Origin of the sequence: Sphingobium sp. TKS, assembly GCF_001563265.1 — a bacterium.
In the GTDB taxonomy this organism is placed as follows: domain Bacteria; phylum Pseudomonadota; class Alphaproteobacteria; order Sphingomonadales; family Sphingomonadaceae; genus Sphingobium.
On record NZ_CP005083.1, the window covers coordinates 4,195,683 to 4,207,941 of the forward strand.

The 12,259-nt window shown below is 64.4% G+C and carries 11 protein-coding genes; 5 read left to right on the forward strand and 6 right to left on the reverse strand.

The window, feature by feature from the left end; translation table 11 throughout:
• The 6 genes from K426_RS20790 to K426_RS20815 form a co-directional block, all read right to left on the reverse strand.
• Positions 1 to 1,110: a glycosyltransferase family 4 protein gene (locus tag K426_RS20790; protein ID WP_237229854.1), complete on the reverse strand. Its 1,110-nt coding sequence runs from the start codon at positions 1,108 to 1,110 to the stop codon at positions 1 to 3.
• A gap of 170 nt (positions 1,111 to 1,280) precedes the next feature.
• The gene (locus tag K426_RS20795) at positions 1,281 to 2,501 is read right to left on the reverse strand and encodes an outer membrane beta-barrel protein (RefSeq protein WP_066561098.1); all 1,221 of its coding nucleotides are present in this window, start codon (positions 2,499 to 2,501) and stop codon (positions 1,281 to 1,283) included.
• On the reverse strand, positions 2,501 to 3,076 hold the full coding sequence (locus K426_RS20800) for a polysaccharide biosynthesis/export family protein (protein WP_066561101.1): 576 nt from the start codon (positions 3,074 to 3,076) through the stop codon (positions 2,501 to 2,503). Before K426_RS20800 ends, K426_RS20795 begins: the two co-directional genes overlap by 1 nt.
• A gap of 150 nt (positions 3,077 to 3,226) precedes the next feature.
• The gene (locus tag K426_RS20805; RefSeq protein WP_066562094.1) at positions 3,227 to 4,069 is read right to left on the reverse strand and encodes a sulfotransferase family protein; all 843 of its coding nucleotides are present in this window, start codon (positions 4,067 to 4,069) and stop codon (positions 3,227 to 3,229) included.
• 14 nt (positions 4,070 to 4,083) lie between these two features.
• Positions 4,084 to 5,307, reverse strand: coding sequence for a DegT/DnrJ/EryC1/StrS family aminotransferase (locus K426_RS20810; protein WP_066561104.1), 1,224 nt, complete (start codon positions 5,305 to 5,307; stop codon positions 4,084 to 4,086).
• A 16-nt stretch (positions 5,308 to 5,323) separates the two neighbouring features.
• Positions 5,324 to 7,447 carry a polysaccharide biosynthesis protein gene (locus K426_RS20815; protein ID WP_066561111.1) on the reverse strand — a complete coding sequence of 708 codons (2,124 nt, stop codon included), beginning with the start codon at positions 7,445 to 7,447 and terminating at the stop codon, positions 5,324 to 5,326.
• Positions 7,448 to 7,819: 372 nt separating this feature from the next.
• On the opposite strand from K426_RS20815, the gene K426_RS20820 reads away from it, so the two are divergent.
• The 5 genes from K426_RS20820 to K426_RS20840 all read left to right on the forward strand — a co-directional run bounded on the left by K426_RS20820 (position 7,820) and on the right by K426_RS20840 (position 12,259).
• The gene (locus K426_RS20820; protein ID WP_066561113.1) at positions 7,820 to 9,004 is read left to right on the forward strand and encodes a glycosyltransferase family 4 protein; all 1,185 of its coding nucleotides are present in this window, start codon (positions 7,820 to 7,822) and stop codon (positions 9,002 to 9,004) included.
• On the forward strand, positions 9,001 to 9,597 hold the full coding sequence (locus tag K426_RS20825; protein ID WP_066561115.1) for a sugar transferase: 597 nt from the start codon (positions 9,001 to 9,003) through the stop codon (positions 9,595 to 9,597). The genes K426_RS20820 and K426_RS20825 overlap by 4 nt, the downstream gene beginning before the upstream one ends.
• Positions 9,560 to 10,474 (forward strand): formyltransferase family protein, encoded by a 915-nt coding sequence (locus tag K426_RS20830; RefSeq protein ID WP_066561116.1) that lies wholly within the window; start codon positions 9,560 to 9,562, stop codon positions 10,472 to 10,474. The genes K426_RS20825 and K426_RS20830 overlap by 38 nt, the downstream gene beginning before the upstream one ends.
• Before the next feature lie 4 nt (positions 10,475 to 10,478).
• On the forward strand, positions 10,479 to 11,162 hold the full coding sequence (locus tag K426_RS20835) for a PIG-L deacetylase family protein (RefSeq protein WP_066561117.1): 684 nt from the start codon (positions 10,479 to 10,481) through the stop codon (positions 11,160 to 11,162).
• Between the two features lie 344 nt (positions 11,163 to 11,506).
• Positions 11,507 to 12,259 (forward strand): LuxR C-terminal-related transcriptional regulator, encoded by a 753-nt coding sequence (locus K426_RS20840; protein ID WP_066561118.1) that lies wholly within the window; start codon positions 11,507 to 11,509, stop codon positions 12,257 to 12,259.

Consider the following 12,259-nt stretch of genomic DNA (forward strand, 5'->3'; position numbering starts at 1 on the left):
TCATGATCCTGCCCCCACGCGATGATGATCGAGAACGCCGGTGATGACCGACTGCCAGCGGGCGAGCACCTGATCATGGCCGAACAGAGCCATCCGATTCTGCGCCTCGGTTCCCAAAGCCTCGCGCCGGGCTTCATCGGTGCAAAGGGAGAGGATCGCTTCCCCCAGCGCAGCCACGTCGCCATTGGGCACCAGCAAGCCGCTTTTGCCATGCCCGATCATCTCGGCCGGACCCCATTGGCAGTCGAAGGCAATGACCGGAAGCCCAGCGCCCATGGCTTCGCCCACGACGATGCCCCAGCCCTCGAAGCGCGACGACAGGACGAACAGGTCGGATTGGGGAATCCACTCACCCGGTTTCTCCGTCACGCCGGGCAGGCTGACCCGTCCCGTCAGGCTGAGGCGGTCGCGCTGGCGTTCCAGCGCCGCCCGCTCCGGCCCCTCGCCCCAGATCGCCAGCTTCCAGTCGGGGATAGCATGCGCAACGCGCGCGAAGGCGTCCAGCAGCAGGTCGAAGCCCTTTTGCGGCACCAGCCGTCCCACCGCGCCGATGGTGCGGCCATCGGGCCTGCGTTCCGCACCCATGATGGCGGGCGGCACGGGATTGGGAATGACCCAGCCCTTTACGTCCATGGCGCTCTTGAACCAGTCCATCGCCCCTTGCGTCATGGTGATGAGGCCCGCGGCCCGCGGATAGGTCATCTGCCGCAACCGGTTCCAGACCGGCCCCACCGTCTGGAGCGCGGGATTGTTGCGTTCCGACACGATCACGGGAATGCCGAGCGACCGGGCGGCAAGCACCGAAAGGATGTTGGTGCGCGTCAGGAAGCTCACCACCAGTTCGGGCCTTACCGCCTTCAGCGCTTGCCTCAGCAGCCTCTGTCGTCGCAGCATCGCCAGCGCGCCGGTCGCGGCGGCGCGGCGGCGTGACTTCATGCCCAGCTGGATGATCCGCACCTCCGGATGATAGGCATAGTAAGAGGGCGCCGACGGCTCCTCAAAGGCGATCAGCGTGATCGCCCAGCCCTGCGCCGCGAAATGGTTGCAAAGCAGGCTGACGATATGTTCCGATCCGCCCGCGCCCAGCCCCGGAAGGACGAACGCGAGCATGGGTGGCCTGGACGCTCTTACCAGCATGGCGGCGGAGTCCTGTAATAATAATCACGCTGTTACGCGGGCCAGTGTCCTTGCCGGGGCAGCCCAAGTCCATTGCGCGAAGGGGTTAGGCGCTGCCTCTTTGGGTGGCGGCGTCAATTAAGCCGATATCAATAATGCCAGCCTCAATAATGGACGCGCAGTTCCAGCCCGATGCGGGTGCGGTCATAATCGTCCAGTGGGTCGGTGCTGTCGCGCTTGGAAAAGCGGGCTTGGGCCGCCAGCGCCATGCGGCGGTTGAGCGCATATTCCAGTTCCCCGGTCACGCCGTAGATCTTCTCCGTCAGGCCGGTGCCGAAATATTTGCTGCGGCGATAGACCAGCCCAATCTCGCCGCGCAGATTGTGGCGTATTTCCTGGGCAACCCCCAGGCGTAAGCGCATGTCCTCCCGCGATTGCACGCCAGTCCGGTAGGTGGCGACATTGCCGATGAAACCGTCCAGCGTGATCGCGGTGCGCGGCCGGGGAGCATAGACCAGCCCGACCTGCGCGGACAGGCGGGTGCGCGGCTCGATCCGCTTATCCTGGGGGTCGAAGCGATAGACGCCGATCGCCGCCTCCCCCCGGATCGTTCCGCCCGGATCTATCGCCACCCCCGCGCGCGCGCCATAGGTCTTCGAATCCCGGTCGATTTCCCCCAGTTGCGGTGTGCGGCGAAAATCGCGCTTCGACGCGAATCCCTCGACGAAACCGTTCATCAGCGGCGACACGCGCAGCATGACCCGCGCCAGCGCGCCAGCATTGTCGAGATCGCGGTTGTCGTCGATCGCCTTGGTATAGCGGAAGCGCGACGCCGTGCCCCTCACCATGAAGCCGAGGCGCGCACCCTGATGGGTATAAGCCAAATCCCCCTCCAGCGCATTCAATTCACGCGGGCCGATGGATGGCGCGCTATTGCCCTCCGGCTCGCCCCGATCCTCGATGATATGCTGCCAGCTTGCCGCCGCCGCCAGCTTGTCCGAAGCGGAAGGGGTCCAGTTGAGGACCGCCGCAACCTTGCCGCCTGCCGCATCCTCGCTGTCATATTGGAAATATTTGCGGAAATCCCCTTCGGCTCGGGCGTTGAGTTCGATCGCGCCGCCCTTGCGGTTGATCTCCACATAAGGGCGGAAGACGGCGCGGACATCATCCTTCTCGCCAAAGGCCTGGGCATAGATATTGCTGTCATATTCGATCCGCGCCGTGCCGCCGATCTCCACCGTCGCGCTGCCCAGCGTCAGGGGGGTGGGTATGAACAGCGCCTCGGGCGCATCGAGCGCCGTCGTGGGGGATTGCAGTTCCTGCGCCGAGACAGGCATGGCGAGGCCAAGCGCGAGAGCCGCGCCGCTCGAAACCAGACCGCGCATCAGAACCACTTCTCGTAGATGCGCACCGTGTCGCCCGGCTGGATCATGTCCCGCTCGCCCGCGCGGCCGACGACTTGTCGGCCATCGACCATGCGGGTGATGGCGACGCTGCCCTGCTCCGCCCGGAAGGTATAACCGCCCGCGACGGACACAGCCGCCAGCACCGACATGCCCGCGCGATATTGATATTCGCCGGGGCTCTTCACTTCGCCCAGCACATAGAAGGGGCGCAGCTTCACCGGCTGGACGCTGACCGTGGGCGCGTTGAGCAACTGGCGTTGCGTCAGTTGCTGAGCGATATTGGCCTGCAATTCCGGCACCGTCTTGCCGCCCGCGTCAACATCGCCCAGCACCGGCAGGGAAATCTGGCCGCGATCGTTGATCACATAGCTGCTGTTGCCCGGATCGGTGGCGCTGAGGCCCGGTATCGCCACCCGCACCTCATCGCCCGCGCCCAGCCGATAGGCGACGGTCGGTGCCGGCGGCAGGTTGGCGAGCCCGGAAAGCCCGCCCGAACAGGCCGTGGTCAGAGCAAAAAGGCCGAGGAAAAGACCATGATAAAGCCGTTTGCGCATCTGCGTCCCCTCTCAATTGGATGAGCGGAAGTTTAAGCCCCTCGGCTGATTCAGGGGTGGGCAATAACGGGTCGGCGCCAGGCAAAAAGGGCGAGCGAGGCGACGCTTTGGGAGTGGTTCAAAGGAGGCGTCCGAGAGATTTCGGTGCCGTTAAGCCGCCAGCTGATGATCCTGTTTCCAATGGCCGAGATCCCGCCCGATCAGATTCTCCAGATCGGCAATGTCCCGCGCATAATAGTCGACCATGCGCTGGCGCAATTCGGGGGGCAGCGGCGGATAGGCGATCTGCCGGGCGAACACCCCACGCACCCGTTCGAAAACCGCATGACCGCGCAGGGGACGAACCGCTTCCTTCAGCGGAGCGAGCGCGGTGCGCACCGGCAAGGGCAGGAAACGTTCGCTGCTGTCGTTTCGCGGATCGGACCCCACCTGCGTCGAATAATGGCAGGGCGCGCCGATATGGTCGCTGACGATGGCGACGGTGGCTTCGGGCGCGGCCTTCACATCCTCGAACAGAATCACCTTGATCTGTTCCGCGTTGAAATGGTCGAGCCAGCGGCGCAAATGCTTCGCATAAAGGCCGTCTTCCAGAAAGCGCGGCTGGCCGCTCGGGCGACCGTCCAGATAATGCTCCGGCCCCCTGGTCACGGTGCCCCGGCGAAACAACATCTTGTAATCGGAATAGGCGCGGTCGACCGGGTTGCGCACCTGCACAACCAGCCGCGCCTTGGGCAAGGCAACGGCAAGACGCTCCGCAGCGTCCGGATGGGCGAGATAGTCGGCGGACTTTTCCCCCAGCATCTGATCGGGCCGCGCCCCATCGAAGAAGCGCCGATAATGATCGAGGCCGAGATGATGATCCTGGCTGAAGAAATGCGGTTCCGGCGCGGGCAGGTAGATGGCGGGATTGTCCTGAAGCTGGTTGTGAATCCAGGTCGTCGCGCCCTTGACGGCGCCGATGATGACGAAGTGCGGCAGGCGGTCGTTGGTCATCATGGCTTGTCCCTTCACGATTCCAGCTCAACCATCGCGATTTCAAGGCAGTTGGCGAGGCGGTGCATGTCCTCATCGTCGAGCAGATGGTCTACGGGGAAGGCGATGCTGCGGCGCCCCAAATCCTGCGCCACGGGCAGCGAGCCGTCGCGGCGCACATCAAGTCCCACAAAGGCCGCCTCCCGCGTCATGTCGGAGCAGGAGCCGCTGCCGACCGGCATGCCCATACGCACCATCCGGTCGATGATCGGCGCTGCCTCGCTTTCGCCCAGCCGATCGGCGGCGATCGTGACATAGAGCCGGTAGAAGGCGTGGCCGACATGATCCGGAATCACCGGCACCTCCACGGCTGGATCGGCTTGCAGCAACCGCATCAGCAGTTCCGCATTGCGGCGACGGCGGGCCAGCCAACCGGGCAGCTTGGCGAGCTGCGCCCGGCCGATCGCGGCCTGCATTTCGGTCATCCGTCCGTTGCTGCCAAAGCTGTCGTGCAGATAGCGGAAGCCGCCGGTTGTGGCGGGGGCGAAGAATTTGTCCGGATTTTTGCCATGATCCTTATAGGCCCAGGCCCGCTTCCAATGCGCCTCATCGCGCAGCAGGAGCATGCCCCCTTCCCCGCCCGTCGACATGATCTTGTCGGTGCAGAAGGAAAAGGCGGCAGCATCACCGAAGCTGCCGGCCGGGCGGCCATGGAAGGTCGCCCCATGCGCCTGCGCGCAATCCTCGACCAGCCAAAGCCCTTTTTCGTCAGCCAAATCCCGCAACGCATGCAGTTCGCAGGGCCATCCCGCGAGATGCACACACAGAATCGCGCGAGTGCGGCTAGTGAGCATCCGGCGGACAGATTCCGGCGCGATCGTGTTGCTGACGGGATCGATGTCGGCAAAGACCGGCGTTGCGCCGACTGCCACGATGCAGGCCGCACTGGCGAAGAAACTGCGCGAGGGCAGGATCACTTCATCCCCCGGCCCGATGCCCAAGGCCCGCAGCGCCAGTTCCAGCGCGACCGTGCCATTGCTGACGGCGACGCCATGAGGCATGCCGCAGAAAGCAGCGAATTCCGCCTCGAACTGGCGGTTCTGTTCGCCATGGACCATCGAATTGACCCGGCCACTCTCCAGCACGTGCATGACCGCCGCAATCTCATCCGCCTCATGCTGCGGCCAGCGCAGCGCGGGATGGTCGAGCGGGCTGAGGCGCGGAGGGAGGGCGGCTGGGGCAGGTACGGCTTGCATCATGATTCCCTCAAAAAAGTCAGGCGACGTCGCGCGGCAAATGGGTCTGCAAGGCAGCGGGAATCTCGGCGGGGTGCGGCATCATGAACAGCGTGTCGGCGCTTTCGGCCGCCAGACGCCGCAATATCTCCGCCCAGCGTGAGCTGGCCGAGGCAGCAACCATCTCATGGGCCAGCCGGATCAGCTCGTCCGAATCGCCCGCCGCGATCAGCCGGGCGAGCTGACCGAAGCCCTCCACCAGCATTTCCAGCGGAATGGGCGAGGGCATGGCCTCGAAAATGCCGGGAATGGCGCTTTCGATCTTGTCCTCACTGCTGTCGAACAGCTCCTCGAACAGCTTTTCGCCGGGGCGCAGGCCGATGAACCTGATCGGCACGTCGATGTCCGGGCGCAGCCCCGCCATGCGGATGACCCGGCGGGCGATCTCCACGATCTTCACCGGCTCGCCCATGTCGAGGACGAAGATGGTGCCGCGTTCCGAATCCGTCTCCAGCGCGCGGGCGCTGCTTTGGAGGATCAGCAGCACCGCCTCCTGCACCGTCATGAAGAAGCGTTCGATATCCGGATGGGTGACGGTCAGCGGTTTGCCGTTCGCCAGTTGCTGCTGGAACAGCGGGATCAGCGATCCGCTCGACCCCAGCACATTGCCGAAGCGCACGGTCAAGAAACGCGGGCTGTCCGGATCGCAACTGCCGATCAGGTCGAGCGCCTGACAATAGAGTTCGCCCAGCCGCTTGGTCGCGCCCATCAGGCCAACGGGGTTCACCGCCTTGTCGGTGGAGATCTGGATCATCGCCCGCGCCTCAAACTCGCAGACGGCATCGGCCACATTGCGGGTGCCCAACACGTTCGTATGCACCCCGGCACAGGGATTGGCCTCCACCATCGGCACATGCTTGAGCGCGGCGGCGTGGAACACGATCTCCGGCCGCCGCCGCTCGAACACCTGCCAGAGCGCGGGACGCTGGCGGATCGAGCAGAGTTCGGCGTGGAAGCGGACATGGGGGAATTTCTCCCGCGCCTCCATTTCGATCGCGTAGAGATTAAATTCGCTGTGATCGAGCAGCACAATCTCGACCGGCGCATAATAAGCGAGCTGGCGCACCAGTTCGCCGCCGATCGTCCCCCCCGCCCCTGTCACCATGATCCGCGCGCCGGTGACGACGCGCTCCAGATAGCTGTGCTGGACCGTGATTTCCGGCCGCCCGAGCAGTTCGGCCAGCGGCATCTTCTCGATCGCCATGCGGTCGCCGTCCAGAGACTGAGCGCTGGTCCAGGGATTGCGGAAACGCGAGACGACCAGATTTTCCTGCTCCGCCAGGCTGGCGATGCGCAATATCTGCTGCCGGTCGAGCCGCTCGCTGCTTTCCTGCACCACCAGGCTGACCGGGCGCTTTCCCGCCCGGTCGAGGTCCGCGACGATCCGGGGCAGCATCTCCGGCGATCCCAATATCGGCAGGCCGCCGACCTGCAACCGCCGATCATGCCCATCGAAGGAAATGACGCCGACGATTTCCAGTCCCGAACCGGCATCGGTGGGGACTAGGTCCGCCATAACCCGCGCCCAGTCGAGCTCGCCCAACAGCAATATGCGGCGGCGGGCCTGCACGGTCCGGCGCAGGCGGGCGGAGCGGACATGTTTGAAGAACAGCCGGCGGAGCGCGCGCGCCGCCAGCAGCGCCGCGACGGTCAGCGGCACGTCAACCGTCAGGAAGACGGTCATCACGCCGCGCATCATCTTCTGCGGCGCGATCAGCCCGGCGGTCATCATCCAGATGAGCCAACTGCTGGCGAGCAGGCTGACCGCCAGCGACAGCGCGTCCCCGATCGACAGGAAACGCCAGCTCTGCCGATAGGTGCCGATGACGAACAGCACGGTCAGGTTGGCGCCGACGAACAGGCCCATGAACCATGGGTCGAACAGCGTCTGCGGCATGGGCAGGTCGGACAGGATCAGGCGCGAGAGCATGAAGCTGCCCAGCATGATCAGCGCGTCCAGCAACAGGATGATGGCCAGCCTGATCGCCTGGAATCGCGTCGCCCCCCCCGCCGCGAAAGCGCGGACGGCGGCATCCAGTCGCAGGAGCGACGTCTGCGCGATGGCTTGCGTTCCGTCCTGCCCGGCTGGTGCGATATTCGGCATCCGCTTGTCTCCGATCCCTTGGTCCGCCGGTTGCGGGGAAGAGGGTTGCCTGGAGGCGTCACCCCGCAGTCCCGCCGCAACCGACGGTAGGGATAAGGCTATCGAAACAGGTGCTTCCCGGTAATCGGTCGACCGGACACTATCCTTTATCCCATGCGCGACCCGTCCGGCGCGGCTGCGCGCCCATTGGGGCTAGATGCGGGCGCGATGGTGCCCGGGAGCGTGCCAGGGCGGCGGTTCTGCCTCAAAGGGGTAATCTACCGATGCACCGCCAGGGCGCGGCGCTGCCTGTGATACCTCCGGTCCAGGACTTGGTGCGATGAAGGCGCGATCAAATCAATCGGGACAGAGCAACAGGGAAAGCAGTGCACAATGAAAGTCGTGATCCTTTCCAGCCTGTCCTGGTCGCTGATCAATTTCCGCGGGGCGCTGATCGCCCGGATGATCGAAGAAGGGCATGAGGTCGTCGCCTGCGCCCCCGACGAAGAGCCGGAGGTGCTGGCAAGGCTGGCGGATATGGGGGTGCGCTTCTGTCGGACGCCGATGGCGCGGGCGGGCACCAACCCGCTGCACGACGCCCGCACCCTGCTCCATTACCGCCGCCTGATGCGCAGCGAACGACCCGATGTGGTCGTTGCTTATACGCAAAAGCCGATCATCTATGGCGGCCTGGCGGCGCGGCTTTGGAGCCAGGCGCGCTATTTCGCGATCATGAGCGGCCTTGGCTATGTCTTCAGTGAGGAGGCAGACAGCCGCCGCTGGCTGCGGACCATCGTGTCGCGGCTCTACCGGACCGGCATCGCCAGGGCGCGGTGCATCTTCGTGTTCAATGGCGACGATCATCGCCTCATGCGCGACAGCGGGATCGTCTCAGCCGGACAGAGAGTGATGCAGGTGCCCGGCTCAGGGATCGACGTCCGGCACTTTGCCGAGCAGGCGCTGCCCCAAGGTTCTTTCACCTTCCTGATGATGGGCCGCCTGATGCGCGACAAGGGCGTGGGCGAATATGTGGAGGCGGCGCGGATCATCCGCACGCGATACCCGGACGTGCGCTTCCTGCTGCTGACCCGGCCCGAGACCGAGAATCCGACCGGCTATACCGCCGCCGATCTGGAGCAATGGCGCGAGGCCGGGCTGATCGAGTTCCTGCCCGAAACCCGCGACGTGCGGCCCTTCATCGCGTCGACCCATGCCTTCGTGTTGCCTTCCTTCTATCGCGAGGGGCTGCCGCGTACGATATTGGAGGCGCTGGCGATCGGGCGGCCGGTGATCACCACCGACATGCCGGGCTGCCGCGAGCCGATTCGCGACGGGGTCAACGGCCTGCTGGTGCCGCCGCGCGACGGGCCTGCGCTGGCCGCCGCGATGGAGCGGTTGATCACCGATCCGCTGCGCCTGACCGCCATGGCCAAAGCAGCGCGGCAAATAGCGGTCGACATCTATGACGTCGACAAGGTGAACGCAATGATGCTGGATGTCATGCAATTGCGCGGCACCGCCATGCCGACCTCCATTGCGGCGCCTTCGCCCGCCCTGCTGGTGGCGGAGCGCGCATGATCGCCTGTCTCCGCCCGGCGGGTTTGCTGGCGATCGGCCTCCTCGCCCTGCTCTCCCCCCTTTTGCTGCTGCTGTCGGCGTTGGTGCTGCTCGGCCTGGGACGGCCGGTGCTGTTCCGCCAGGTCCGAAGCGGCCTGGGAGGGTCGCCCTTTGCCATGATCAAGTTCCGCAGCATGCGAGAGCTGCACGACGCTCAGGGGGGCTTGCTGCCCGACGCGCACAGGATCACGGCGCTGGGACAGTTCCTTCGCCGGTCGCGGCTGGATGAGCTGCCCGAACTGATCAACATCGCGCGCGGCGACATGGATTTCGTCGGCCCCCGCCCGCTATTGCCGCATAGCATCAGCGCCATGGGACGCGACGGCGTGGAACGGGGGCGAGTGCGTCCCGGCCTCACCGGCTTGGCCCAGGTCAGCGGCAACACGCTGCTGACGGTGGAGGAAAAGCTGCGCTTTGACCTCTGGTATGTGCGCCATCGCAGCCACCGCTTAGACGCGCAGATCATCGCCCGCACGCTGCTGGTCGTAACCAGGGGCGAAAAAAGGATCGACTGGCATGCCGACGAAGCGCGCCCTCCTCATTGGGGCAGTTGAAACCACCCGGATCGCTCTCGACGCGATCGCCCGGCATCCCGGATGGGAGATCGCCGCCGTCGTCACGCTCGATCCCGCCCTGGCCGACCGGCATTCGGATTTTGTCGACCTGGAGCCGGCGGCGCGGGAACAAGGCTGCCCGGTCATCCATGTGGACAATATCAACCGGGAGGAAACCCTGTCCGCCATCGGAGACATGGGCGCCGACATCGCCTTCGTCATGGGCTGGTCGCAGATTTGCGGGCAGGCCTTTCGTGATCTCTTCCTTGACCGGGTCGTTGGCTATCATCCCGCCGCCCTGCCCCGGCTGCGCGGACGCGCCGCCATTCCCTGGACGATCCTGCAACAGGAGCCGATCACGGCCGGGACGCTGTTCTGGATCGATGCGGGCACGGATACGGGCGCCATACTCGACCAGCAATATTTCCATGTCGCGCCGATGGAAACGGCGGCGACGCTCTATGCCAAGCATATGCGGGCACTGGCGATCATGCTCGACCGATCGCTGGGGCGGATCGCGGCGGGGGAGATGCCGCGCATGGTCCAGGACGAAAGCTGTGCGACCTGGGCGGCGCGGCGGACGCCGATGGACGGGCTGATCGACTGGCGGCAATCCGCTGCGGACGTGCTGCGGCTGATCCGGGCGACGGGCCATCCCTATCCGGGAGCCTTTACCCGGTCGAGCGGTGCGGATCTCCACATCTGGGAGGCGGCGTTGTCGGACGTCGGAGAACGCCATGCCGCCTCCGCCGGGCAGGTGATCGCGCGGACGGCGGAGAGCTTCACCCTATATTGCGGCCAGGCGACCGCGCTGACCGTCACCCAATGGAGCGGCCTCGACAAGCCGCCGAAACTCCACGCCATTTTAGGGGACTAAGCCCATGCCACTGCCTTTCAACGCCCGCCGAATCGCGGTGGTCGCCCCCCATCCAGACGACGAGATATTGGGATGCGGCGGCACCATGGCGCGGGCCGCGGCGGCGGGCGCGGAGGTGCATGTGGTCGTCGTCACCCGCGGCCAACCGCCCCTTTTCGAGGAAGAACTGGTGGGGCGGATTCGCGCGGAAACCTTGCGTGCCCATGGCATTATCGGCGTGGCCGACACGCAATTCCTGGATTTCCCCGCCGCCGGGCTGGACCAGATCAGGCGGAGCGACCTCAATCAAGCCTTGTCATCGGCTCTGTCGCGGATCGAGCCCGACCTGCTGCTGATCCCCTTCATTGGTGACATTCATCTGGACCACCAGATCGTCTTCAATGCCGCATTAGTCTATGCGCGGCCCCGCGGCAGCGGCGGTCCCGGCTGCGTCCTGGCCTATGAGACGCTGTCGGAAACCAACTGGCTGGCGCCCGGCGTGACCCCGGCGTTCATTCCCAACATGTTCGTGGACATCAGCGAAACCCTGGAACGGAAGGTCGCCGCCTTCCAGGCCTTCCAGAGCCAGGTGAAGCCCCAGCCCGACGAACGATCGGTCGAGGCCATCCGCGCCCTGGCGACGCTGAGGGGCGCGACGGCCTATCGTTACGCTGCCGAAGCCTTTGTTCTGGTTCGACAAATTCATTAACCTGTGTTAACTCGCCAGCGAATCGCCTGGGCGATGAATCAGCGCGATTCTGCCATGACTACACCGTTTGAAATACCACCAAAGTTGTAATTTTGGCTGTTGCAACCGCAGCATCTCCCATCAGACCCAAGAAAAATTCGGAAAATTAACAGTGCGTTAACGCGCTATTGCGTGCACTCAAAATTTCCATTGTACATTCCGGGACTCTCGCGGCAAAAATATGGTACTGATAAGTTGTTGAAAGAAAAAGAAAGGGTCGCACTACAGGCATTTGATTACTGGTCTTCTACATTCCGTTTGGGGCCTGCTTACGGAGGTGGAAGAGATCATGAGGGGACCACCCAATGTCTTACCCAGTTAATGTGCGTCTGTTGTGCGGTAATGCGATCGTTCGGGAGGGGCTTAGCCGCATCCTGATGGAAAGGGATTTCCGCGTAACCCAATATCCGAATGTCACTACGGTGCTTCAGCAAGTAGAGGTGCCGGAAGAGGATACGGGACCATCCCTGTTGTTGATCGACGATGGAACCGAAGCGATCGACGTCGAGACGCTCTCGATTCTGCAAAAACGTTTTCCCTGTTCCTATCTTGTCCTGCTGTCGGACAGATTTGATTTCCAGATCATGTTGAAGGCGTTCCGGCTGGGAGCGCTAGCTTATATCGTCAAGGAAATTTCCTGCGACAGGCTGGTGGCGACTCTGCGGCTGGTGGCCATGGGCGAACGCGTACTTCCGCCGCAACTGGCGGACGAACTGCAATCGCGGCCAAGCCTGACCGACGCGATGGAAGTCGAACGCCCGGTCGATGCGGCCTGCCTGTCCGACCGGGAACTGGAAATCCTGCGCTGGCTGATCATGGGATGCCCGAACAAGGTCATTTCCAAGCGGATGGACATCAGCGAGGCGACCGTGAAGGTCCATGTGAAGGCCGTGCTGCGCAAGCTGCGCGTCAAGAACCGGACCCAGGCGGCGATCTGGGCGGCCAATCACGGTATGCGCGGACGCGTGGCGGAGGTCGAACCCGAACTGCCCGTCGCCATCCCCCACCCGGCGCGATTGCCGGTTCTGGAATTGGCCGGCGTCGCAAGCCGCGTCTGA

Bases quoted from the DNA above. Each gene is read 5' to 3' on its own strand.
- K426_RS20810 (WP_066561104.1), bottom strand. From the start codon at position 5,307: ATGATGCAAGCCGTACCTGCCCCAGCCGCCCTCCCTCCGCGCCTCAGC.
- K426_RS20790 (WP_237229854.1), bottom strand. From the start codon at position 1,110: ATGCTCGCGTTCGTCCTTCCGGGGCTGGGCGCGGGCGGATCGGAACAT.
- K426_RS20805 (WP_066562094.1), bottom strand. From the start codon at position 4,069: ATGACCAACGACCGCCTGCCGCACTTCGTCATCATCGGCGCCGTCAAG.
- K426_RS20835 (WP_066561117.1), top strand. From the start codon at position 10,479: ATGCCACTGCCTTTCAACGCCCGCCGAATCGCGGTGGTCGCCCCCCAT.
- K426_RS20840 (WP_066561118.1), top strand. From the start codon at position 11,507: ATGTCTTACCCAGTTAATGTGCGTCTGTTGTGCGGTAATGCGATCGTT.
- K426_RS20815 (WP_066561111.1), bottom strand. From the start codon at position 7,447: ATGCCGAATATCGCACCAGCCGGGCAGGACGGAACGCAAGCCATCGCG.
- K426_RS20820 (WP_066561113.1), top strand. From the start codon at position 7,820: ATGAAAGTCGTGATCCTTTCCAGCCTGTCCTGGTCGCTGATCAATTTC.
- K426_RS20795 (WP_066561098.1), bottom strand. From the start codon at position 2,501: ATGCGCGGTCTGGTTTCGAGCGGCGCGGCTCTCGCGCTTGGCCTCGCC.
- K426_RS20800 (WP_066561101.1), bottom strand. From the start codon at position 3,076: ATGCGCAAACGGCTTTATCATGGTCTTTTCCTCGGCCTTTTTGCTCTG.
- K426_RS20825 (WP_066561115.1), top strand. From the start codon at position 9,001: ATGATCGCCTGTCTCCGCCCGGCGGGTTTGCTGGCGATCGGCCTCCTC.
- K426_RS20830 (WP_066561116.1), top strand. From the start codon at position 9,560: ATGCCGACGAAGCGCGCCCTCCTCATTGGGGCAGTTGAAACCACCCGG.